20 protein-coding genes and 1 pseudogene are annotated in these 23,249 nt (G+C 71.2%); 7 read left to right on the plus strand and 14 right to left on the minus strand.

Annotated features, from left to right (window positions below; genetic code table 11):
* Window positions 1–58: 58 nt before the first annotated feature.
* From aceE to ACWDEW_RS46925, 6 genes are all read right to left on the minus strand, one after another.
* Entirely contained in the window at window positions 59–2,761 is a 2,703-nt protein-coding gene (gene aceE, locus ACWDEW_RS46900; RefSeq protein ID WP_450522215.1) for a pyruvate dehydrogenase (acetyl-transferring), homodimeric type, read from the minus strand.
* Window positions 2,762–3,192: 431 nt separating this feature from the next.
* Window positions 3,193–3,816 (minus strand): GntR family transcriptional regulator, encoded by a 624-nt coding sequence (locus ACWDEW_RS46905; protein WP_019075869.1) that lies wholly within the window; start codon window positions 3,814–3,816, stop codon window positions 3,193–3,195.
* Between the two features lie 96 nt (window positions 3,817–3,912).
* The gene (locus ACWDEW_RS46910; protein ID WP_450522217.1) at window positions 3,913–4,212 is read right to left on the minus strand and encodes a hypothetical protein; all 300 of its coding nucleotides are present in this window, start codon (window positions 4,210–4,212) and stop codon (window positions 3,913–3,915) included.
* Between the two features lie 170 nt (window positions 4,213–4,382).
* A complete protein-coding gene (sucB, locus tag ACWDEW_RS46915; RefSeq protein WP_450522219.1) occupies window positions 4,383–6,200 on the minus strand; it encodes a 2-oxoglutarate dehydrogenase, E2 component, dihydrolipoamide succinyltransferase in 1,818 nt (605 codons plus the stop codon).
* 57 nt (window positions 6,201–6,257) lie between these two features.
* The gene (gene lpdA, locus ACWDEW_RS46920; RefSeq protein ID WP_362984924.1) at window positions 6,258–7,646 is read right to left on the minus strand and encodes a dihydrolipoyl dehydrogenase; all 1,389 of its coding nucleotides are present in this window, start codon (window positions 7,644–7,646) and stop codon (window positions 6,258–6,260) included.
* 289 nt (window positions 7,647–7,935) lie between these two features.
* On the minus strand, window positions 7,936–9,453 hold the full coding sequence (locus ACWDEW_RS46925; RefSeq protein WP_450522221.1) for a leucyl aminopeptidase: 1,518 nt from the start codon (window positions 9,451–9,453) through the stop codon (window positions 7,936–7,938).
* Window positions 9,454–9,802: 349 nt separating this feature from the next.
* Between ACWDEW_RS46925 and ACWDEW_RS46930 the strand changes: the two genes are divergently transcribed.
* The gene (locus ACWDEW_RS46930; protein ID WP_450522223.1) at window positions 9,803–10,330 is read left to right on the plus strand and encodes a hypothetical protein; all 528 of its coding nucleotides are present in this window, start codon (window positions 9,803–9,805) and stop codon (window positions 10,328–10,330) included.
* Window positions 10,327–11,115, plus strand: coding sequence for an endo alpha-1,4 polygalactosaminidase (locus ACWDEW_RS46935; protein WP_450522225.1), 789 nt, complete (start codon window positions 10,327–10,329; stop codon window positions 11,113–11,115). Before ACWDEW_RS46930 ends, ACWDEW_RS46935 begins: the two co-directional genes overlap by 4 nt.
* 66 nt (window positions 11,116–11,181) lie before the next feature.
* Here the strand turns inward: ACWDEW_RS46935 and cobS are convergent, their stop codons facing one another.
* Window positions 11,182–11,967, minus strand: a complete 786-nt coding sequence (gene cobS / locus ACWDEW_RS46940; RefSeq protein ID WP_450522227.1) for an adenosylcobinamide-GDP ribazoletransferase — start codon at window positions 11,965–11,967, stop codon at window positions 11,182–11,184.
* 60 nt (window positions 11,968–12,027) lie between these two features.
* Here cobS and ACWDEW_RS46945 point away from each other — a divergent pair, with 60 nt between their 5' ends.
* Window positions 12,028–12,795: a hypothetical protein gene (locus ACWDEW_RS46945; protein WP_450522229.1), complete on the plus strand. Its 768-nt coding sequence runs from the start codon at window positions 12,028–12,030 to the stop codon at window positions 12,793–12,795.
* A 17-nt stretch (window positions 12,796–12,812) separates the two neighbouring features.
* On the opposite strand, the gene ACWDEW_RS46950 is transcribed toward ACWDEW_RS46945, so the two are convergent.
* The 3 genes and pseudogenes from ACWDEW_RS46950 to cobT form a co-directional block, all read right to left on the minus strand.
* Window positions 12,813–13,475, minus strand: a complete 663-nt coding sequence (locus ACWDEW_RS46950; RefSeq protein WP_450522231.1) for a hypothetical protein — start codon at window positions 13,473–13,475, stop codon at window positions 12,813–12,815.
* Window positions 13,472–15,238, minus strand: coding sequence for a phosphatidylglycerol lysyltransferase domain-containing protein (locus tag ACWDEW_RS46955; RefSeq protein WP_450522233.1), 1,767 nt, complete (start codon window positions 15,236–15,238; stop codon window positions 13,472–13,474). Before ACWDEW_RS46955 ends, ACWDEW_RS46950 begins: the two co-directional genes overlap by 4 nt.
* 396 nt (window positions 15,239–15,634) lie before the next feature.
* Window positions 15,635–16,720: pseudogene (gene cobT, locus ACWDEW_RS46960) on the minus strand (nicotinate-nucleotide--dimethylbenzimidazole phosphoribosyltransferase); the annotation flags it as partial.
* 137 nt (window positions 16,721–16,857) lie between these two features.
* Here cobT and ACWDEW_RS46965 point away from each other — a divergent pair.
* Window positions 16,858–17,382 carry a methyltransferase domain-containing protein gene (locus ACWDEW_RS46965; protein ID WP_450522235.1) on the plus strand — a complete coding sequence of 175 codons (525 nt, stop codon included), beginning with the start codon at window positions 16,858–16,860 and terminating at the stop codon, window positions 17,380–17,382.
* Here ACWDEW_RS46965 and ACWDEW_RS46970 read toward each other — a convergent pair.
* A complete protein-coding gene (locus tag ACWDEW_RS46970) occupies window positions 17,371–18,573 on the minus strand; it encodes a bifunctional adenosylcobinamide kinase/adenosylcobinamide-phosphate guanylyltransferase (RefSeq protein WP_450522237.1) in 1,203 nt (400 codons plus the stop codon). The genes ACWDEW_RS46965 and ACWDEW_RS46970 overlap by 12 nt on opposite strands.
* 236 nt (window positions 18,574–18,809) lie before the next feature.
* On the opposite strand from ACWDEW_RS46970, the gene ACWDEW_RS46975 reads away from it, so the two are divergent.
* Entirely contained in the window at window positions 18,810–19,022 is a 213-nt protein-coding gene (locus ACWDEW_RS46975) for a hypothetical protein (RefSeq protein ID WP_019075820.1), read from the plus strand.
* 44 nt (window positions 19,023–19,066) lie between these two features.
* On the opposite strand, the gene ACWDEW_RS46980 is transcribed toward ACWDEW_RS46975, so the two are convergent.
* The 3 genes from ACWDEW_RS46980 to ACWDEW_RS46990 form a co-directional block, all read right to left on the minus strand.
* Window positions 19,067–20,188 (minus strand): S1C family serine protease, encoded by a 1,122-nt coding sequence (locus tag ACWDEW_RS46980; protein ID WP_450522240.1) that lies wholly within the window; start codon window positions 20,186–20,188, stop codon window positions 19,067–19,069.
* A gap of 76 nt (window positions 20,189–20,264) precedes the next feature.
* Complete coding sequence (locus ACWDEW_RS46985; RefSeq protein ID WP_450522242.1) at window positions 20,265–20,966, minus strand: class I SAM-dependent methyltransferase; 702 nt, start codon at window positions 20,964–20,966, stop codon at window positions 20,265–20,267.
* 83 nt (window positions 20,967–21,049) lie between these two features.
* Window positions 21,050–21,652: a DUF3043 domain-containing protein gene (locus ACWDEW_RS46990; protein ID WP_450522244.1), complete on the minus strand. Its 603-nt coding sequence runs from the start codon at window positions 21,650–21,652 to the stop codon at window positions 21,050–21,052.
* 287 nt (window positions 21,653–21,939) lie between these two features.
* Here ACWDEW_RS46990 and ACWDEW_RS46995 point away from each other — a divergent pair, with 287 nt between their 5' ends.
* Both ACWDEW_RS46995 and pspAA read left to right on the plus strand, forming a co-directional pair.
* On the plus strand, window positions 21,940–22,740 hold the full coding sequence (locus ACWDEW_RS46995) for a PspA/IM30 family protein (protein ID WP_200716465.1): 801 nt from the start codon (window positions 21,940–21,942) through the stop codon (window positions 22,738–22,740).
* A 34-nt stretch (window positions 22,741–22,774) separates the two neighbouring features.
* Window positions 22,775–23,053 (plus strand): PspA-associated protein PspAA, encoded by a 279-nt coding sequence (pspAA, locus tag ACWDEW_RS47000; RefSeq protein ID WP_200716464.1) that lies wholly within the window; start codon window positions 22,775–22,777, stop codon window positions 23,051–23,053.
* Window positions 23,054–23,249 lie beyond the last annotated feature (196 nt).

Raw genomic sequence — 23,249 nt, forward strand, 5'->3', positions numbered from 1 at the left:
GTCCTCAAACGCCGGACGGGCTGGAGATCCAGCCCGTCCGGCGTTTGAGGGGGTGTTCCTACAGCCCGTAGCGCTCGCGCGCCTCCTTCACGGCCGTCGCCTTGACCTCCCCGCGCCGCGCCAACTGTGCCAGCGCCGCCACGACGATCGACTCCGCGTCGACGCCGAAGTAACGGCGGGCCGCGTCACGCGTGTCCGACAGACCGAAGCCGTCCGCGCCCAGCGAGGAGTAGTCCTGCTCGACCCACTGCGCGATCTGGTCGGGCACCTGCCGCATGTAGTCGGAGACCGCGAGCACCGGACCCTCGGCGCCGTGCAGCGCCTGCCGCACGTACGGCACCCGCTCTTCGCCCCGCAGCAGTGCCGCGTCCGCCTCCAGCGCGTCCCGCCGCAGCTCGGTCCAGGACGTCGCCGACCACACGTCGGCCGCCACACCCCAGTCCTCGGCGAGCAGCTGCTGCGCCTTCAGCGCCCAGTGGATCGCCGTACCGGAACCGAGGAGCTGGATCCGCGCCGCGTTGGCCGCGGGCGAAAGTCCCGCCGACTCCGCCGTGTTGAAGCGGTACAGGCCCTTGACGATGCCCTCGTCGATACCGAGTCCGGCCGGCTTGGCGGGCTGCGGGATCGGCTCGTTGTAGACGGTGAGGTAGTAGAAGACGTTCGGGTCCTCGCCGGGCGCGGCCTCGCCGTACATCCGGCGGATGCCGTCCTTCACGATCGCCGCGACCTCGTACGCGAACGCCGGGTCGTACGACAGCGCCGCCGGGTTCGTCGCCGCGATCACCGGCGAGTGACCGTCCGCGTGCTGGAGTCCCTCGCCCGTCAGCGTCGTACGGCCCGCCGTCGCACCGACCAGGAAGCCGCGGCCGAGCTGGTCGCCGAGCTGCCACATCTGGTCGGCCGTGCGCTGCCAGCCGAACATCGAGTAGAAGATGTAGAAGGGGATCATCGCCTCGCCGTGCGTCGCGTACGACGTGGACGCGGCGATGAAGTCCGCCATCGAACCGGCCTCGGTGATCCCCTCGTTGAGGATCTGGCCGTTCTTGGCTTCCTTGTAGTACATGAGCTGGTCGCGGTCGACGGGCTCGTACGTCTGGCCCTTGGGGGAGTAGATCCCCAGCGACGGGAACAGCGACTCCATGCCGAAGGTGCGCGCCTCGTCGGGGACGATCGGCACCCAGCGCTTGCCCGTCTCCTTGTCGCGGACCAGGTCCTTGACCAGGCGGACGAAGGCCATCGTCGTCGCCACGTTCTGGCTGCCCGAGCCCTTGTCGAAGGACGCGAACGCCTTCTCCGAAGCGGAGGGCAGCGGAGCGATCGCGTGCGTACGGCGGGCCGGGGCCGGACCGCCGAGGGCCGCGCGCCGCTCCTGGAGGTAGCGGACCTCGGGGGAGTCGGCGCCGGGGTGGCCGTAGGGCACGACCCCGTCGACGAAGTCGCTGTCCTTGATGGGGAGTTCGAGCAGATCACGCATCTGCTTGAACTCGTCCGTCGACAGCTTCTTCATCTGGTGGTTGGCGTTCTTCGACGCGAAGCCCTCGCCGAGGGTGTGGCCCTTGACGGTCTGGGCCAGGATGACGGTCGGGCCGCCCTTGTGGTCCAGGGCCGCCTTGTAGGCCGCGTACACCTTGCGGGACTCGTGACCGCCGCGGGAGAGGTGGAAACACTCCAGGATCTTGTCGTCGCTCAGCAGCTTCGCCAGCTCGACGAGCGCCGGGTCCTTGCCGAAGAAGTCCTCGCGGATGTAGGCCGCGTCACGCGTCTGGTACGTCTGCACCTGGGCGTCGGGTACCTCGCGCAGGCGTCGTACGAGCGCGCCCGTGGTGTCGAGCCGGAACAGCTCGTCCCAGGCGTTGCCCCACAGCGACTTGACGACGTTCCAGCCGGCGCCCCGGAACTGGGCCTCCAGCTCCTGCACGATCTTGAAGTTCGCGCGGACCGGGCCGTCGAGGCGCTGCAGGTTGCAGTTGATGACGAAGGTGAGATTGTCCAGACCCTCGCGGCTCGCCAGTGCGAGGGCGGCCGTCGACTCCGGCTCGTCCATCTCGCCGTCGCCGAGGAAGGCCCAGACGTGGGACTGGGAGACGTCCTTGATGCCGCGTGCGGTGAGGTAGCGGTTGAAGCGCGCCTGGTAGATCGCGGAGAGCGGGCCGAGGCCCATCGACACCGTCGGGAACTCCCACAGCCAGGGCAGGCGGCGCGGGTGCGGGTACGACGGGAGGCCGTTGCCGCCCGCCTCCTGGCGGAAGTTGTCGAGGTGCGCCTCGGTGAGGCGGCCGTCGAGGAAGGCGCGGGCGTAGATGCCGGGGGAGGCGTGGCCCTGAATGTAGAGCTGGTCGCCGGAGCCGTCCGCCTCCTTGCCCTTGAAGAAGTGGTTGAAGCCGGTCTCGTACAGCCAGGCCGCCGAGGCGAAGGTGGCGATGTGGCCGCCGACGCCGTGTTTCGCGCCCCGGGTCACCATCGCCGCCGCGTTCCAGCGGTTCCACGCGGTGATCCGGCGCTCCAGCGCCTCGTCACCGGGCGCGGCCGGCTCGGCGGCGGTCGGGATGGTGTTGACGTAGTCGGTCTCGAGGAGCTTGGGCAGCGCGATGCCGTTGCCCTCCGCGCGCTCCAGCGTGCGGCGCATCAGATACGCGGCGCGGTGCGGGCCGGCAGCCTTCGCGACGGCGTCCAGGGAGGCCTGCCATTCGGCGGTCTCCTCGGGGTCGCGGTCCGGGAGCTGGTCGAGCTCGCTCGGCTGGATGGCGTAGGGGTCGGTCATAACGCCGCCTTCCTCAGTCGAAGGGGGGTTCCCTCGTCGGCAAGGGGTTTTCGGGGGTGCCCTTGGTCTTTGGCAGGACAGGGCGGCGGGCCCTTGTGCTGTGACACTTTGCGGCTTCCGCCGCGGGCCCGTCGGTGACTGTAACTCCCTGATCGATGATCGATCAAAGGTTCCCGGGCAAAATATCTTGATTACGAGAAAGTCGGCACGCGGTGCCTCCGGCGGCGGCACCGGGTGTCGTAGGCGCCCGGGGTTTTCGCAGGTCGGAGGGGTCTTTTGAGCGGGGGAGCGCTCCTGTGGGGCAGCGTGTTCAGGGCGGGGGGGCTCGGGTTGTGTGTGGGGTGCAGGTGCGTGGGGGCTGGTCGCGCCCGCGCGGCGGAGCCGTAAATGTCACAGCCCCGCGCCCCGTAGGGGTGAAGTGGGCGCGGTGTTCAGGGGCGCGGGGCGCAGCCCAGAACGTGCGCCTTCACCAGCTCCGCGATCCGCGGATCCCGGCGCCGGAACGCGGCCACCAGCTCCTCGTGCTCCTCCGCGTACGACTGCTGCACCGTCCCCAGCCAACGGATCGACAGCGCCGTGAACACCTCGATGCCGAGGCCCTCCCAGGTGTGCAGCAGCACCGAGTTGCCGGCCGCCCGCACCAGCTCCCGGTGGAAGCCCACCGTGTGCCGCACCTGGCCCGTCCCGTCGGCCGCGCGGTCCGCCTCGTACAGCGCGGCCACATGCGGTTCGAGCGCCGAGCAGTCCTCGGCCAGCTTCTCGGCCGCCAGCTCCGCCGCGATCGCCTCCAGACCGGCCCGCACCGGGTAGCTCTCCTCCAGGTCGGCCGCCGTCAGATTCCGCACGCGGACGCCCTTGTTCGGCGCCGACTCGATCAGCCGCAGCGACTCCAGCTCGCGCAGCGCCTCCCGCACCGGCGTCTGGCTGACCTCCAGCTCGGTCGCGATCCGCCGCTCCACGATCCGCTCGCCCGGCTTCCAGCGGCCGCTCACGATCCCCTCCACGATGTGCTCGCGGATCTGTTCGCGCAGCGAGTGGACGACGGGCGCGGTCATGAGAGCTCCTTAAGGGCGTTTGACGTTTAGACAATAAGGCCGCACACCCGCTCGGGAGGGGCGCACGGGGGCGCTTTCATGCAGGTGAGACGAGACTTACACGCTGGTGGGGCGGGTGGTGCGGTCGGCCCCGGGCGCGTCGGGGGACGCGGTGAGCAGCGGAATCCGGGAGCGCGGGGGTCGGGCTGGCGGCTGTGGCGGTATCGCCGTGGGGGCGGCCGGGTCTCGGCCGACGTCCGTCGCGGCGGGCGGCACGTCGGCCGCCGCGCGGCGGCGGAACATGGCCGGCGCCGCGGCCCCGTGGGCGCCCGTGTCCTCGTGAGACCGGACGGTGCCCAGGAGTTCGGCCGGGCCGGCAGGGGTTTCCACGTCCTCGGTAGGGACGAGTGGGAGCACGGCGCCGTCACGGTGCTGCGCGCACAGCCCGGCGGCGACATCGGCGCCCGGCCCTCGACGGGATCGTACGCCGGGATGCGAGCGGCATACGACGGGCCGCCCGCCCGGGAAACGCGGGGCGCCCCCGCCCGGAAGGCTCCGGAACGGGGGCGCCGTACAAGCGAGGTGGGTTACAGGCCGAGCTCGACCTCGAACTCGCCCGCCTCCAGGATCGCCTTGACGGCCGTCAGGTAACGGGCCGCGTCGGCGCCGTCCACCAGGCGGTGGTCGTAGGAGAGGGTCAGGTACGTCATGTCGCGGACGCCGATGACCGTGCCCTCCTCCGTCTCGATGACGGCGGGGCGCTTGACCGTGGCGCCGATGCCGAGGATCGCGACCTGGTTCGGGGGCACGATGATCGTGTCGAAGAGCGCGCCGCGCGAACCGGTGTTGGAGATGGTGAAGGTCGCGCCGGACAGCTCGTCCGGGGTGATCTTGTTCGCCCGGACCTTGCCCGCGAGCTCGGCGGTGGCCTTGGCGATACCGGCGATGTTCAGGTCGCCCGCGTGCTTGATGACCGGGGTCATCAGGCCCTTCTCGGAGTCCACCGCGATACCGACGCTCTCGGTGTCGAAGTAGGTGATCGTGCCCTCTTCGACGTTGATCCGGGCGTTGATGGCCGGGTGGGCCTTCAGCGCCTGGGCCGCCGCCTTGACGAAGAACGGCATCGGGGAGAGCTTGACGCCCTCACGCGCCGCGAAGGAGTCCTTCGCCTGGCCGCGCAGCCGCATCAGGCGCGTGACGTCGACCTCGACGACCGAGGACAGCTGCGCCTGCTCGTGCAGCGCCTTGACCATGTTGTCGCCGATGACCTTGCGGATGCGGGGCATCTTCACGGTCTGGCCGCGGAGGGGCGAGGCCTCCAGGGTCGGCGTCTTCTTCGCGGCGGCGGCCGGAGCGGCAGCGGCTGCGGGAGCCGGAGCAGCGGCGGCGGCCTTCGCGGCCTCGGCGGCGGCGATGACGTCCTGCTTGCGGATACGGCCGCCGACGCCGGTGCCCTTGACGGTGGACAGGTCGACGCCGTTCTCGGCGGCGAGCTTGCGCACCAGCGGGGTCACGTAGGCGCCGTCGTCCGTGGCCTGCGATGCGGCGGGCGCCGGAGCGGCCGGGGCCACCGGAGCCGGGGCCGCGACCGGCGCGGGGGCCGGGGCGGAGGGGGCGACCGGAGCCGGTGCGGCGACCGGGGCGGGCGCCGGAGCCGGGGCCGGAGGCGCGACCGGCGCGGGGGCCGGAGCCGCGGGGGCGGCCGGAGCCGGAGCGGCGGCCGCGGGAGCGGGTGCCGGGGCGGCGGGGGCCGGGGCAGCCGCAGGAGCGGCACCCGCGGCGCCGACGACGGCGAGCTTGGCGCCGACCTCGGCGGTCTCGTCCTCGCCGACCAGGATCTCCAGCAGCACGCCGGCGACCGGCGAGGGGATCTCGGTGTCGACCTTGTCGGTGGAGACCTCGAGGAGGGGCTCGTCCTCGGCGACCTCTTCGCCGACCGCCTTCAGCCAGCGGGTGACGGTGCCCTCGGTGACGGACTCGCCCAGTGCGGGCAGGACCACGTCGGTACCGGAAGCACCACCGGCCGGAGCGGCGGCAGCGGGGGCGGGTGCGGCCGGGGCGGGCGCCGGAGCCGCGGGGGCCTCGGCGACGGGCGCCGGGGCGGCAGCGGGGGCCGGAGCCGCAACGGGCTCGGCGGCCGGGGCCGGGGCGGCGGCGGGCGCGCCGGTGCCGTCGTCGATCACGGCCAGCTCGGCGCCGACCTCGACGGTCTCGTCCTCGGCCACCTTGATGGAGGCCAGGACACCGGCGACGGGCGAGGGGATCTCGGTGTCGACCTTGTCGGTCGACACCTCCAGCAGCGGCTCGTCGGCCTCGACGCGCTCGCCCTCGGCCTTCAGCCAGCGGGTGACAGTGCCCTCGGTGACGCTTTCACCGAGCGCCGGAAGGGTTACGGAAACCGCCATGGTTTCGGTTGCTCCTTACGAATTGCGGAAGTCTGTGTCGTCGTCCGACCGAGGGGGTCAGTCGTGGGAGTGGAGAGGCTTGCCGGCCAGCGCCAGGTGGGCCTCGCCGAGCGCCTCGTTCTGCGTCGGGTGGGCGTGGATGAGCTGCGCGACCTCGGCGGGCAGCGCCTCCCAGTTGTAGATCAGCTGGGCTTCGCCGACCTGCTCGCCCATGCGGTCGCCGACCATGTGGACGCCGACCACGGCACCGTCCTTCACCTGGACGAGCTTGATCTCGCCGGAGGTGTTGAGGATCTTGCTCTTGCCGTTGCCCGCGAGGTTGTACTTCAGAGCGACGACCTTGTCCGCGCCGTAGATCTCCTTGGCCTTGGCCTCGGTGATGCCCACGGAGGCGACCTCGGGGTGGCAGTAGGTCACCCGGGGGACACCGTCGTAGTCGATCGGGACGGCCTTCAGACCGGCCAGCCGCTCCGCCACCAGGATGCCCTCGGCGAAGCCGACGTGCGCGAGCTGGAGGGTCGGGACGAGGTCGCCGACGGCGGAGATGGTCGGGACGTTCGTCCGCATGTACTCGTCGACCAGGACGTAGCCGCGGTCCATCGCGACGCCCTGCTCCTCGTAGCCGAGACCGGCGGAGACGGGGCCGCGGCCGACGGCGACGAGCAGCAGCTCGGCCTCGAACTCCTTGCCGTCGGCGAGAGTGACCTTGACACCGGACTCGGTGTACTCGGCCTTCGAGAAGAAGGTGCCCAGGTTGAACTTGATGCCGCGCTTGCGGAACGCGCGCTCAAGAAGCTTGGAGGAGTTCTCGTCCTCAAGGGGGGCGAGGTGCTTGAGGCCCTCGACGATCGTCACGTCGGCGCCGAAGGACTTCCACGCGGAGGCGAACTCCACGCCGATGACACCGCCGCCCAGGATGATCGCGGACTGCGGCACGCGGTCCAGGACGAGGGCGTGGTCCGAGGAGATGATCCGGTTGCCGTCGATCTCCAGGCCCGGCAGCGACTTCGGCACGGAGCCGGTCGCCAGCAGGACGTGGCGGCCCTGGATGCGCTGGCCGTTGACGTCGACGGAGGTGGGGGAGGAGAGCCGCCCCTCACCCTCGATGTAGTGCACCTTGCGGGACGCGATCAGACCCTGCAGTCCCTTGTACAGGCCGGAGACGACACCGTCCTTGTACTTGTGGACGGCCGGTACGTCGATGCCCTCGAAGGTGGCCTTGACGCCGAACTGCTCGCTCTCGCGGGCCTGGTCGGCGATCTCGCCCGCGTGGAGCAGAGCCTTGGTGGGGATGCATCCCCGGTGCAGGCAGGTGCCGCCGACCTTGTCCTTCTCGATCAGGGCGACGTCCAGTCCCAGCTGGGCCCCGCGCAGCGCCGCGGCGTAACCGCCACTACCACCGCCGAGGATCACTAGGTCGAAAACGGTGCTGGCGTCGTTCGCCACGTCACGTCCTCCATGCATGTGCGCCGTACGCCGGTCGTCAGTGACCGGGCGGCGGCTGGTGTCCGGCCGCTCTTTCTTTCGGCCCTGTGGTGGGGGCCCTGTCCTGCCGAGCCCATCTTCGCACTTGTCGAGGACTAACGAGACGCCGGGCTGGGGTGTGAGACGCCACACGCTCACATGAGAACACCGGCTGAGGTGAGATACGCAGGGGCGCGGGGAACTGCGTGACCGGCCACAGCCGGCCCGCAGTCGCCCGCGCACCTCGGCGCATCGAGCTACTGGGCGAACGTCAGCCCAGATCCCCCGCGGCGGTCAGCTCCGCGAGCCGCACCAACGTACGCACCGCGGACCCGGTCCCACCCTTGGGCGTGTAACCGAACGGGCCGCCCTCGTTGAACGCGGGCCCCGCGATGTCGAGGTGCGCCCAGGTGATCCCCTCACCCACGAACTCCCGCAGGAACAGCCCCGCGACCAGCCCGCCGCCCATCCGCTCACCCATGTTCGCGATGTCGGCGGTGGGGGAGTCCATCCCCTTGCGCAGGTGCTCCGGCAGCGGCATCGGCCACGACGGCTCACCGACCTCCTCCGCCGCGTCGACGATCGCCGCACGGAACGCGTCGTCGTTCGCCATGACCCCGAAGGTCCGGCTCCCCAGAGCCAGCACCATCGCGCCGGTCAGCGTCGCCACGTCCACGATCGCGTCCGGCTTCTCCGCCGACGCCGCCCACAGCGCGTCCGCGAGGACGAGCCGACCCTCGGCGTCCGTGTTGAGGACCTCGACGGTCTTGCCGCTGTACATGCGCAGCACGTCACCGGGACGGGTCGCGGAACCGGACGGCATGTTCTCGGCGAGCGCCAGCCAGCCGGTGACGTTGACCGCGAGGCCGAGACGGGCGGCGGAGACCACGGCCGCGAACACGGCGGCGGCACCGCTCATGTCGCACTTCATCGTCTCGTTGTGTCCGGCCGGCTTGAGCGAGATGCCGCCCGAGTCGTAGGTGATGCCCTTGCCGACGAACGCGAGGTGCTTGGTGGCCTCGGCGTGCGTGTACGACAGCTTCACCAGGCGCGGACCGGCCGCGGAACCGGCGCCGACGCCGAGGATGCCGCCGTAGCCGCCCTTCTCCAGGGCCTTCACGTCGAGCACCTCGACCTTGATGCCGTGCTCCTTCGCCGCGGTCTGCGCGACGGCGGCGAAGGCCTCGGGGTCGAGGTCGTTCGGCGGGGTGTTGATGAGGTCGCGGGCGCGGTTCAGCTCCTCGGTGACCGCCAGCGCACGCTCTACGGCCGCCTTGTACTCCTTGTCGCGCGGCTTGCCGCCGAGCAGGGCGACCTCGCCGAGCGGGCCCTTGCCCTTGGCGTCCTTGCCGTTGTCCTTGTACGCGTCGAAGGAGTACGCGCCGAGCAGCGCGCCCTCGGCGATCGCACCGGCGTCGGCCGCGTCGGCGAGGGGCAGCGCGAAGGCGGCCTTCTTGGCACCGGTCAGGGCGCGGGCGGCGACGCCGGCGGCCCGGCGCAGCGCCTCGGCGTCGTACGCGTCGCCGTCCTTGGGCTCGGCGCCGAGCCCCACCGCGAGCACGAGCGGAGCCTTGAAGCCGGCCGGGGCGGGCAGCTTCGTGATCTCGCCTTCGGCACCGGAGGCGCCCAGGGTCTCCAGGACGCCGGCGAGCCTGCCGTCGTACGCCTTGTCCACGGCGTCGGCGCCCGGTGCGACGACCGGGCCCTTGCCGCCCTTGCCGACACCGATCACGATCGCGTCGGCCCGCAGGCCGGGCGCCGCGGCGGTGCTGAGAGTGAGAGCAGTCACAGTGGTGAATTCTCGCTTCCGATGTGAAGTTCCGTGGTCGAACGGGGTGGGTCGACCGGGCCCGACAACCGACCCTATTTCCGACCTGCGGCGGCGGTGGACACAGGGGGCTGGTGACGGCCCAGAACGGAGCCTACGCGCGTGTGTGTGACGGGGCGTTCGCGCGGGGCCCCCGGAAAAGGCGCTGCGGTACGCACCGGAACCGGAGTGGCCACTTCTCGGTCCTGACCCCGGATGCCCTGAGTCACACGCGTGAGGTCCCTGTGGGCGACACGCCCATCCGTTTGCGCGACTTCCGTGGATCCTCCGCGAAACGACCACCCGGAGGATCGCCCGGGGGAGGGACGACATGGCACAGACAACGCACCGATGGAGAGCCGGCGCCAGCGTCCTGGCGGCGGCCGGACTGCTGGTGCTGGGCCTGCGGGCGCCCGCGGTGTCCGCGGCCGGTGAGCCGCGCACCGATCTCGCGGTACTGGTCGTGGACAACGGAGACGGCCCCGTCGAGGCCGTCGCCGCCCAGCTGAAGAGCGAGGGCGTCCCGTACACGACTGTGAACCTGAACGACTCGGGCCGCCCCACGATCGACGCGGCCTTCCTCGGCGACACGGTCGACGGCACGCCCCGCGCCAGGTTCCAGGGCGTGGTCCTGCCGAACGAGGCGCCGTTCGGGGCGGGTTCGGCGGAACAGACCGCGCTGGAGGCCTACGAGACGACGTACGGCATCCCGCAGGTCGACGCCTACACCTGGGCGCACCCGGAGGTCGGCCTGGACTACGCGGCCTACAGCGGGGGAGCCTCGGTGTACTGCGCGGTACCGGGCATGGGAGATCATCCCTGGGGTACCTTGCCCCACACCCTGGAGCCCGCCCCGTGAGACGCTCGGCCGCGCTGTTCCCCCTGTTCCTCCTCCTGCTCCTCGCGGGCTGCACCTCCACCCCCGACGACAAGCCGGAGACGGGGAAACGCTGGCAGCCCCGCCCGGGTGTGGCCTGGCAGTGGCAGCTCAGCGGACGCCTGGACACCTCCGTCGACGTCCCGGTCTACGACATCGACGGCTTCGACCAGTCCAAGGCCACGGTGACCGCGCTGCACGACAAGGGCCGCAAGGTCATCTGCTACCTCTCCACCGGCGCCTGGGAGGACTTCCGCCCCGACGCCGGGAAGTTCCCCAAGTCGGTGCTGGGCAAGGGCAACGGCTGGAAGGGCGAACGCTGGCTGGACATCCGCCGTACGGCCGTCCTCGAACCGCTGATGGCGACCCGCCTCGACATGTGCCGTGCGAAGGGCTTCGACGCGGTGGAGCCCGACAACATGGACGGCTACCGGAACGACACCGGCTTCCCCCTGAAGGCAGCCGACCAACTCCGCTACAACCGGCTCATCGCGAAGCTCGCCCACGACCGTGGAATGGCGGTCGGCCTCAAGAACGACCTCGACCAAATCCCCGCCCTGGTAGGCGACTTCGACTTCGCGGTCAACGAACAGTGCGCCCAGTACGGCGAATGCGACACCCTGAAGCCCTTCATCGAGGCGAACAAGGCGGTCTTCCACGTCGAGTACGAACTCCCGACCACCAAGTTCTGCGCGAACTCCCGCCGCCTGAAGCTGAGTTCACTGGAGAAGAAGTACGAACTGGGCGCCTGGCGCCGGTCCTGTTGAACAAGTCCCAGGGCAACTCCCTCAGGGGCGCGGGGAACTGCGCGACCAGCCCCCACGCACCCGCGCTCACCCACCCAGCGCGAGCACCACAAGCGCAGTCGTGGCAGCAGTCTCCGCAAGCCCCCCGAACACGTCCCCCGTGACCCCGCCGAACCGGCGCCGACAGTGCCGCAGCAGAATCTCGGCGACAACCAGTGCCACGACAACGGCACCAACCGCCCGCACCCTGCCCTGCGCTCCGAAGAACGGCCCGAGCGCCGCGGAGATCACCAAGTAGGACAAGGTCACGGCCACCGCACCCCCCACAGGCACTACCCCGGCAACCGCGGCCCCCAGCCCCTCCGGCCGAGCCGCGGGCACCCCCGCCCGGGCGGCCCAGGTCAACGCGAGCCGCGCGGCGACCGCGGACACGATCGCCGCGGCCGCCCCCCGCCCCCACGAGTCCCCGTAGAGCTGCGCCAGCACGGCCACCTGGGCCAGCAGAACGAAGACAAGGCTGAGCACCCCGAACGGCCCGATGTCGGACTGCTTCATGATCCGCAGCGCGTCCTCCGCCGGCTTCCCGCTCCCGAGCCCGTCGGCGGTGTCCGCGAGCCCGTCCAGATGCAGCCCCCGGGTGAGCACGGCGGGCACGGCAACCGTGGCGACAGCCGCGAGCAGTGCGCCCGCGCCGAGGAACAGCAGCAACAGCCCGACCTCCGCCGAGCACACACCGACGACCGTCCCGACGACCGGGGCGGCCATCATTCCGCCGCGCGCGGCCTCCCGGTCCCAGCGGGTGACCCTGACCGGTAGAACCGTCAGGGTGCCGAAGGCGAAGCGGAGGCTGTCGAGAGGCGGGGTCTTGGACACCGGCGCAGGTTACCCGGCGGTCCGGGGAGCGGTAACGGCGGTCATCGTTAAAGTGCACATATGGGACATTGGCTGCACCGCAACATCGTCGAGCCGGGCAAGTTGCCCCTGCTCCTCGCGCTCACCGCCTTCGTCCTGACCTTCCTCATCACCCGTGTCATCACCCGGCTGATCCGCGCGGGCAAGGGCCCCTTCGGCAACATCAAGGCGGGTGACGTGCACATCCACCACGTCGTCCCGGGCGTGGTCCTCTCCGTGCTCGGCGGCTTCGGCGCGGTGGCCAGCACGCGCTACGGCGTAGGCTCCGCGCTGTTCGCGATCGTCTTCGGCATCGGCGCGGGCCTGGTGCTGGACGAGTTCGCACTGATCCTCTATCTCGACGACGTGTACTGGACCGAGGCCGGCCGCAAGAGTGTCGAGGCGGTGGTGCTCACGGCGGCCCTGGTCGGCTTCGTCCTCGCCGGTTTCTCGCCCTTCGGCGTCAACGACCTCACCGCCGCCGAACTCCACGACCGCGCCGGCGTGATCGTCAGCGTCGGCGTCAACTTCCTCTTCTCCCTCATCGCCCTGAGCAAGGGCAAGGCCCGCACGGCGGTCTTCGGCGTCCTCGTCCCGCTGGTCGCCCTCGTCGGCGCGATCCGGCTGGCCCGCCCGGGTTCCCCCTGGGCCAAGCGCTTCTACCGCAAGCGCCGCCATCGGGCCCGGGCCCGCTCCACCCTCCGCGCCTACCACCACGACCGCCGCTGGGCGGGCCCGCGCCGCGCCCTCCAGGACTGGATCGGCGGCAAGCCGGATCCGGAGCCGGTGCGGATCCCCGGCCGGCAGTGACCGAGCCCCCGCCGCGCCTACCGCACGCGCAGCCGCCGGTGCCGTAGCGCCGAACCCAGACACAGCAGCCCCACCGCGATGATCGCCGCAAGGTGCTCCTTGCCGGCGAGGTTGCCCTTCAGCATCACCTCGACGGCCATCGCCCCGGTCACCGCGAGCGCCGTCGCGTACGCGCCGTAGCGCCACGCGACGAACACCGCGAGGCCGACCACCGCGGCCGAGGGGCCCGTGTCCACGACCAGGCGGTCCGAGCCCGGCAGCCCGAAGGCGTTGTCGAAGCCGAGCCGGATGCCGAGGCGGGCGTAGAGCGTGCCGGCGAGGGTCGCGACGTAGGCGATGACCAGAGTGTGCCGGCGGCCGATACAGATCTCCGCGATGCCGAAGACGAACAGGACCTGGGCCAGGGCGCCCCACACGGGGAGGTCCAGCGCCGGGACGAAGAGGGAGAGCGGGGTGCGGAGGAGCGCCAGCCACAGCGGGTCCTCGGCCCGGACCGCACCCGCGTCCTGCACGAACTGGTAGCCCCACGACTGGTTCTGCACGAACTGCAGTGCCGCCGTCAGCAATACCGCCCAGATGGTCATCGGGATCGCCCGCCGGCGCCGCTTCAGGATCGGCTCGCGCACGGTGACGTAGAGCAGTCCCCATTCGGCGCGGGCCCAGCGGGCGAGGCGGTTCATCTGTGCGTCTCCAGGTGCTTGCGGTGCAGCCACTTCGGCAGTCCCGGCGCCTCCAGGAACCCCTCCGCGCGCGCCGACGCGAGACCGATGCGCAGCAGGTCCGCGCTCTTCTCGAAGAGCAGGAACCGGGGTTCCCAGATGGGCCGGTACTTGGCGTTGGCCCGGTACAGCGACTCGATCTGCCACCACCGGGAGAAGAAGCTGAGGAGTGACCTCCACAGCCGCAGCACCGGTCCGGCGCCGATCCGCGCCCCACGTTCAAAGACCGAGCGGAACATGGCGAAGTTGAGCGAGACCTGGGTGATTCCGATGTCCTGGGCGCGGCGCAGGAGTTCGATCACCATGAACTCCATGAGCCCGTTGTCGGAGTCGCGGTCCCGGCGCATCAGGTCCAGCGACAGCCCGTGCGGGCCCCACGGCACGAAGGACAGCACCGCCCTCAACTCGCCGTCCCCGTCGGTGCATTCGAGCATCACGCACTGCCCGTCGTCCGGGTCGCCGAGCCGGCCCAGCGCCATGCTGAACCCGCGCTCGGTGGCCCCGTCCCGCCAGTCGTCGGCCCGCTTCAGCAGATACGCCATCTCCTCGGCCGGAATGTCCTCGTGGCGCCGGATGCGGACCGTGTACCCGGCGCGCTTCACCCGGTTGTAGGCCTGCCGCACGGTCCGCATGGCGCGTCCCTCAAGGGTGAAGTCGGCGACCTCGACGAGGGCTTCGTCCCCGAGTTCGAGGGCGTCGAGCCCGTGCCGCGCGTAGACGGTGCCCGCCTCCTCGCTCGCGCCCATGACGGCCGGAATCCACCCGTGGACGCGGGCTTCCGCGAGCCAGGGCTCGATCGCGCCGGGCCACGCCTCCGGGTCGCCGATGGGGTCGCCGGAGGCCAGCGACACCCCGCCCACCACCCGGTAGGCGACGGCGGCCTTGCCGGTCGGCGACCACACGACGCTCTTCTCCCGGCGCAGCGCGAAGTACCCGAGCGAGTCCCGCTCGCCCTGTCGCTCAAGGAGCGCCCGCAGTTGCTTCTCGTCGTCCTCGGTGAGCGGGTCGACGGCGCGCCGGGAGCGGAAGGCGGCGTAGAAGACGGCGAGGACGAGGAGCGTGCTGAGCACGTTGATGGCGACGTTGACCCAGTTCGGGGTCCAGATCCCGGGGAAGCGGTTCTCCGGGGCGTCGATCGTGACCAGCCGGAACGCGCCGTAGTGCCAGCGCTCCACGAACGTCGAACGGGACGCGTCGTGCGCCTGGTTGGTGACCGTCACCAGCAGCCCGGCCAGCAGCGAGGCGGCCAGCGTGCCGCCGACGGCGACGACGGCGGCCAGCCGGGGGTTGGACCGGTCGCCCTTCGCGTAGAACTCCCGGCGCCCCACCAGCAGCGCGGCGACGAAGGCCGCGGTCAGCCCCAGGGAGATCCAGTTCTGCGCGTACTGGCGGATCTCCTGGAACGACATCGCGAACCCGAACAGCGCCAGGAACAGCCCGCTGACCACCAGGTTCAGGATCCACGCGGCCCGTTTGCGGCGCCGCATGGTGATGGCGAGGAACGCCGTGAACACCCCGGACGCGAAACCGGCCGTCAGCAGATACGGCGTGAAGAAGTTCTCCTGGTTGTGCCGTCGTACGTCCTGCCCCAGCGAAACCCATGCCGCGCTGAGGAAGTTGATGAACGCGACGGCCCGTAGATACCAGACGGCGAAGGCCGCGGCCCGCCGTGAGGCGCCTGTGCTGTGACGTTCCTGAACGGGCCCGACCCGGACATCTCCCATGAAGGAGGATCATATGGGTGTTGTTGCGGCGAACGGTTCTTATCCGTCGCCGCAACGATCACGCTCGGATCACTCCTGAGGCTTCTCGACGTCGACGGGCTTCCGCGTATCGGCGGGCGCCCCGACCTCGGCAGGGTCCTCGGCCGTCTCCGGCTCCGCGGTCTTCTCCGGCCCCTCAGCCGCTTCCGACCCCACGGCTGCCTCCGGCCTCGCGGCCGTCTCCGACCCCACGGCTGCCTCCGGCCTCGCGGACTGTTCCGACCTCGCGGCGCTCTCCGGCTCCGCGGCCCGCTCCGGCCGGGCGGCGCTCGGCGGCTCTGCGGGAGCCGCGGTCTCCGCGACCGCAACGGGTACGGGCGGCTCCGCGGCAGCCGCGGGCTCCGCCACCGCAACGGGCTCCACCGAGGGAGAAGACTCCTCCGTCTCCTCCAACTCCTCCGGCCTGAGCGGGAGTTCGGCCGCCAGTGCCGCCGCGGCCTGTACCAGTGGCAGCGCGAGCAGCGCGCCCGCGCCCTCGCCGACGGTCACGCCGTGGTCGAGCAGCGGCTCCAGCGCCATCCGGTCCAGCGCCTTCGCCTGCCCCGGCTCCCCGCTGTTCTGTCCGGCCAGCCACCAGTCCGGCGCCCGGAACGCGACCCGCTGACCCACCAGCGCGCACGCGGCGGCCACCACCCCGTCCAGGATCACCGGCAGCTTCCGTACGGCACTCTGCAGCAGGAACCCGGTCATCGCGGCGAGGTCGGCGCCGCCCACCGTCGCGAGCAGCTGCAACTGGTCCCCGAGCACGGGCCGGGCCCGCCGCAGCGCGTCCCGGATCGCCGCGCACTTGCGCATCCACGCCAGGTCGTCGATCGCGAGGCCGCCCCGCCCGGTGACCACGGACGCGTCGGTCCCGCACAGCGCGGCGATCAGTACGGAGGCCGGGGTCGTGCCGCCGACGCTCACATCGCCGAGGACCACCAGATCCGTACCGGAGTCGGCCTCGTCGTTCGCGACGGCGACACCCGCCTCGAACGCGGCCGTCGCCTCCTCCAGCGTCAGCGCGTCCTCGATGTCGATCCGCCCGCTGCCCCGCCGTACCCGGTGCTTCACGACCTCGTCGGGCAGCGAGTCCGGCTCGCAGTCCAGGGCCATGTCCACGATCCGCACCGGCACCCCGAGCCGCCGGGCGAGCACCGCGGCCGGGCTGCCGCCCTCCAGGACCGACCGCACCAACTCCCCGGCGCTGCCCGCGGGTCGGGCCGACACACCGAGTTCGGCGACCCCGTGGTCGCCCGCGAACAACACCACGCGCGGTCGTTCGACCGGCCGCACCGGCACGGAGGACTGCGCCGCCGCCAGCCACTCACCCAGGTCGTCGAGTCGGCCCAGCGACCCGGGCGGCACGATCTGACGTTCGCGCCGCGCCTCGGCGTCACGGCGCACACCGCCGTCGGGGCGCTCGATCAGATCGGTGAAGTCGTCGAGATTAAGCGAGCTCATTCGCCGAACAGTACCGGCAGCGATCGTGCGCGACAGAGCCACATGGTCACCACGCGCCCCGGACGTCCTTGCCTCCAGGATCCGTATCCCGTACGTATCGTTTTGTACCGTTTTGCCGTACGTCCCCGGGAGCCGCCATGAACAGCCTGCGCACCCGCGTCAGCGCCCTCGACGAGCGACGCCGTCACCGGACACTGGCCCGCGCGATCCTGCGCCTGCTCCCCGAACCGGAGAGCTGGCTCGACGTCGGCACCGGCGACGCCCACTTCCCCGAGACCGCGAAGGGACTCTTCCCCTACACCTCCTTCGACGGCCTCGACCCCACCCCGCGAGCCGTCCGCGCCCGCGCCGCCGAACGCATCGAAGAGGCCCACGCCGGCCACCTCACCGACCCGCACATCACCTCCGCCCTGCACGCCCGCTACGACGTCGTCACCCTCCTCCGCGACCGCACCCCCGCCCCCGACCCCGCCGCCGAACTCCACGCGGCCCTCACGGTCCTGCGCCCCGGCGGCCTCCTCCTGCTGGAAGGACGCCCGGAGGACCTGCGCGCCCAACTGGAGCCCCACGACTGCGAGATCGTCACCGAGCACCGCGGCCTCCAGGACCGGCTCCCGGCCCCGCAGCGACTGATCGCGCGCCGGAAGCCGTCAGCCCCGTAGCGCGATCGCCTGCCCCGCCACCACCAGCAGCACGTGCTCGCACTCACCGGCGATCGCGGCGTTCAACCGCCCGAGCTCGTCCCGGTACCGGCGCCCGGACGCGGTCGCCGGCACGATCCCCGAGCCGACCTCGTTCGACACGGCGACCAGGGTCCGCCGGGTGGCCCGCACGGCGGCGGTCAACTCCCGCACCCGCTCCCGCAGTTGCTTCTCCCCGCCGTCCCCCCACTCCGTGTCGTCCCAGGCCCCCACGGAGTCCATCGCGTCCGTCAGCCACAACGACAGACAGTCGATCAGCAACGGCGGCCCGTCCTGCGCCAGCAACGGCACCAGGTCACAGGTCTCCGCCGTACGCCACGACCCCGGCCGCCGCTCCCGGTGCGCGGAGACCCGCGAGGCCCACTCGGTGTCCCCGTTGCGCGAGCCGCCGGTCGCGACGTACAGCACATCGGGGAACGCCTCCAGCCGCCGCTCCGCCTCCACCGACTTCCCGGACCGCGCCCCGCCCAGCACCAGCGTCCGCCGCGGCACATCGGGCACGTCCTCGTAGACCCCCACGGTCAGCGTCGACCCGTCCGGCACGGCCCGCGCCCCCACGGCGGCCAGCCGCCGCGCCAACTCCGCGCCCGGCGGCACATCGTGGTCCAGATGCACGGCGATCACATCGGTCGCGGGCCCCATCGCCCCCACCGCCCGCAACTTGGCCAGCGCGTCCGGCCGCCCCACCACATCGGCGAGCACCATGTCGTACGACTCGACGCTCCCCTCCTCCAACCCGGCCGGCGCGGCCCCGGGCGGCAGATACAGCACCCGCTGCCCGTCCGGGCCCGTGACGGCGTACCCGGTACCGGGCGAGTCCACCGCCACCGCCCGCACCCGGTGCCCCGTCAGCAGCGCCAGCTCCCGCCCGTCCGGCACCCGCCCCGGCTGCGGCAGCCCCACCGGCACCTCCACCGCGGGCCCGTCGTGCGGATGCGACAACAGCACCTGCCGCACACCGCCCAGCGAATGCCCGGCCCGAGCCGCCGCGAACGCGGCCCCCGGCGTCAGATCCAGCAACAGCGTCCCGTCGACGAGCACGGCGGTGGCCGCCCGGGCGTCAACTCCGAGCGACACGGCACAGGCCGCACAGGGACAGTCGAGGCGGGGGAGGCCCGCGGGGGCACCGGTGCCGAGCAGAGTGAGTTCCACGGGTCGATTTTCTCCGTTGACTTGTAGACATGCGCGACCTGGACCCACCCAAGGGGCGCGGGGCTGTGACATTCGCGGCTCCGCCGCGGGGCGCGCCCAGCCCCCACCGACCTGCACCCGACCGAATATCCGCAGCTCATCCACCACTCACCCACCGGAGCGAATAGGCTGCTCGGCAGAAGCCGGACTCAAGATCCGGCTTCTGCTCTGCATGCGCTGAGACCTTGGAGGCGTACATGGCGGCATGGATCTGGCGGTTCGAGAAGTCCGACGGGACCGAGGTCGAACCCGCGGTCCCGCCGGAGGAGTTCACCACGCAGGGGGACGCGGAGTCCTGGCTCGGCGAGGTGTGGAAGGACCTCGTCGCGGGTGGCGCGGACCAGGTACGGCTGTTCGAGGACTCCACGGAGATCTACGGCCCGATGAGCCTGCACGCCGAGGAGGCGTAATCGGGGGAGAGGGGGCGGCCGGAGAAAATACTGGCCGCCCCCTCTCACTGCTCGCCCAGCGTCACATCGACCTTCTTCGACGCGCCGTTGCGCGTGTACGTCACCGTCGTCCTCTGCCCCGGCTTCTCGGACGCCAGCGCCTCCGACAGGGAGGTGATCGTGCTGATGTCCGTGTCGCCGAGCTTCGTGATGATGTCGCCGGCCCGGATGCCGGCCTTGTCCGCGGCTCCGCCGCTCTTCACCTCGACCACGGCCACCCCGGCCGCCTGGTAGTTGTCGTCCACGACCGTACGGCCGGTGATGCCGAGCGCGGCCCGCCCCGAGTCGGTCACCTTGCCGTCCTTGACGATCTGACCGGCGACCGTCTTCACCATCGAGGCCGGGATCGCGAACCCGATCCCGGGCGCGGCCCCGCCCCCGAGGTTCGGGTCGGTCGCCGCGAGCGTCGGGATGCCGATGACCTGCCCGTCGAGGTTGACCAGCGCGCCCCCGCTGTTGCCGGGGTTGATCGCGGCCGAGGTCTGCACCATGTTGGCGATGGTCGCGCCCGTCCCCCCGTCGCTGCTGCCCTCGCTGACGGTCCGTCCGGTCGCCGACACGATGCCCTGCGTCACGCTGGACGACAGTCCCAGCGGCGAGCCCATGGCGAGGACGATCTGCCCGACCTGGACCTTGGCGGAGTCGGCGAAGGTCGCCGCCTTGAGCCCGTCCGGCACCTTGTCCAGCTTGACCACGGCCAGGTCCTGCTCGGGATACGAGTAGACGAGCTTGGCGGTGAGCACGTCCTCGCTGTTCGCGGTGGTCACCTTGAAGGTCTTCTCGTTCCCGACGACATGGGCGTTGGTGACGATGTGCCCCTGGTCGTCGTACACGACCCCCGACCCCAGATCACCGCTGGCCTGGATCTGCACGACCGACGGCAGGACCTCCTTGATCACCTTCTGGTAGTCGCTCTGCAGGTCGTTGCCCGCCATCGGTACGGCGGCCTCGGCGGCCTGTGTCGTCGAGCCGTCACCCTTCTTCGAGGAGGACGAGGAGGACGAGGAGGACGAGGAGGACGACGAGGACCCGGCGCCCGAACACCCCGCGACCAGCGCGAGCGAACAGGCGAGAAAAGCCACGGGCCGCAGGGCACGCGTACGGGTTCGGGTACGGGAAGAGTCCATACGCCGAGTCTCTCTTTGGGGTGAATGCCCGGCTTGTGCTGCTGACCCGAACGGGCCTCTCGCCGCAGGCCTGTGCTCAGCCCCGCACGCCGCACAGATGCAGCAGCGCGGCCACCGCCCGGTACGGATCGGTCCGCCCGGCCCGCTCCTCGGCGGCCAGCAGCGGCTCCACGTCATCCGGGATCTCGACGCCTTCCGGAGCCGTGTCGGTGAAGACCCGCACGCCGTACCAGGCCTGCAGCGGCGCCCCGATCCCGGCCAGCGTGGCCGTCAGGGTGTCCAGCCGGTCCGCCCGCACATCCAGGCCCAGCCGGTTGCGGTAGGCGGTCGAGTCGAACGCGGTCAGTGCGCTCGCCCAGTCCCAGGACAGCCCGGGCCGCATCGCCAGCGCGTCGGCGTTCCGCACCAGAAGGGACAGCAGCCCGCCCGGCGCCAGCATCCGGGCAAGACCCGCGAGCAGCGGATCGGGCTCGGACACGTACATGAGTACGCCATGACAGAGCACGACGTCGAAACTGCCCGGCAGGAAGTGCACGCCCGTGTCCCGGCCGTCGCCCTCGATGATCCGCACCCGCTCCCGGATGCCCTCCGGCTCACCGGACAGCGCCTCGCGGGCCGCGGCGATCATCGTCGGTTCCTGTTCGAGCCCGGTCACCTGATGCCCGGCCCGGGCCAGCCGCAGCGCCTGCGTGCCCTGGCCCATCCCGACGTCGAGCACCCGCAGCCGCTGCCCGACCGGATACCGGCCGGCTATCTGCTCGTCGAGCTGCCGGGCCACCAGCTCCTGGCGTACGACGTCCCGCAGCCCGCCCAGCTTCGCCAGCCAGGCTTCCGCCGCGCCCCCGGAGAAGGAGTCCGCGCTCAGGGCCGCTCTCCGCGCTTGACCTGCGGCTTCGGCAGCCGGAGTCGACGCATCTGGAGGGAGCGCATCAGCGAGTACCAGACCGTGCCCTTGGTGTCCTGGCCCGGGAAGCGCTCGGCGAGCTGCTTGCGGATCCGGAACACGTTCAGGAACGTGTCCACCAGGATCAGGATGATGATCACGAGCCACAGGAGCAGCGCGATGTTCTGCAGCGCGGGCACCTGCACCACGCTGAGCACCAGGATCACCACGGCCATCGGCAGGAAGAACTCGGCGACGTTGAAGCGCGAGTCGATGTAGTCACGCGCGAACTTGCGGATCGGGCCCCGGTCACGGAGCGGCAGATCCCGCTCGTTGCCACGGCCGGACAGGGCCTGGCGCTGCTTCTCCAGCTGCACCCGCCGCTCGTCGCGCTGCCGCTTGGAGGCGTCCTTGCGCGTCAGCGTGGTGTTGGCCACGCTGCGGCGCTGGGTCTGGGCCTCACTGCGCTTGGGCGTGGGCCGACCCTTGGGGGCCTGAGGGTCTCGGGGCTGCTTGGAGTCGGTCGGCGAGGCCTGGTCGGCGGTCGCGGCCTTCTCTTCCTTGGCACGGCTACGGAACACAAAACCCAAGCTTACGGGGTGGATGGGGTTGGACCCCAGTCCTGTGGGGAACGATCCGGCAACACCAGTCGTCTGTAGGGGGACAAGAGAGGCGTCGCAGACGGTCGGCTCCGGGTCGTCACCCGGGGAACACCTACTCCTTACGCCGGAGCGGGACCGTAGGCAGTCGTCCTTGGGGATGAGCGCATCCGTCCCCGAACAGTGCGGTAATGGATGCAGGGCCCGTACTGTGGGTTCTGTTGCAGTCGCTGGAGCTGGAGTCCGTCAGAAGGGGGCGCGCGAAGCCCATGAGCGGTGTCATGAAGCGTATGGGGATGATCTTCCGCGCGAAGGCGAACAAGGCCCTTGACCGGGCCGAGGACCCGCGCGAAACCCTCGATTACTCGTACCAGAAGCAGCTGGAGCTGCTTCAGAAGGTGCGCCGGGGTGTGGCCGACGTCGCCACCTCCCGCAAGCGTCTGGAGCTCCAGCTCAACCAGTTGCAGTCGCAGTCCTCGAAGCTGGAGGACCAGGGCCGCAAGGCGCTCGCGCTGGGCCGTGAGGACCTGGCCCGCGAGGCGCTCTCGCGCCGGGCCGCGCTCCAGCAGCAGGTGACGGACCTGGAGACACAGCACACCACCCTCCAGGGCGAGGAGGAGAAGCTCACCCTCGCGGCCCAGCGCCTCCAGGCCAAGGTGGACGCCTTCCGTACGAAGAAGGAGACCATCAAGGCCACGTACACGGCGGCCCAGGCACAGACCCGGATCGGCGAGGCCTTCAGCGGCATCTCCGAGGAGATGGGCGATGTCGGGCTTGCCATCCAGCGCGCCGAGGACAAGACCCAGCAGCTCCAGGCCCGCGCCGGCGCCATCGACGAACTGCTCGCCTCCGGAGCCCTGGACGATCCGACCGGCATGGCCAAGGACGACATCCAGGCCGAGCTGGAACGGCTGTCGGGTGGTACGGATGTAGAGCTGGAACTCCAGCGGATGAAGGCGGAGCTGGCCGGAGGTTCGGCCTCGCAGCAGGCGATCGAGGGCGGCAAGGACCAGTCCCAGTCGCAGTCCTCCTCCCAGCCGCAGGACACCCCGCGCTTCGACAAGCAGTGACGTGATGTGACGGCCCACGCCTGAGGAGGGCGACATGATCGTACGGATCATGGGGGAGGGGCAGGTGAGGCTGGCCGACGGCCACCTCACCGAGCTGAACAAGCTGGACGACGTACTCCTGAGGGAAGTGCAGAACGGCGACGGCCCCGCCTTCCGCGAGACCCTCCAGGCCCTCCTGGCCAAGGTCCGCGAACTGGGCGAACCGCTCCCTGACGACTCCCTGGAGCCGTCGGAGCTCATCCTCCCGTCCCCGGACGCGACCCTGGAGGAAGTCCGGGACCTGCTGAGCGACGACGGCCTGATCCCGGGGTGACCTTTCAACGCCGGTGACCGCATTCCGCCCGTCCGACATGTGAGGCTGCACCGGCGCCACTTCTCCACGCCGGTCCGCATGCTCAGCCCGTCCGGCACCTTTTCAGCGCCGGCCACCAAAACCCAGCCCGTCCGGCATCTTTTCAGCGCCGGCCAGCAAACCCAGCCCGTCCGGCGTTTGAGGACGAGGCCGTTCA

This window comes from Streptomyces sp. NPDC001100 (genome assembly GCF_053598575.1).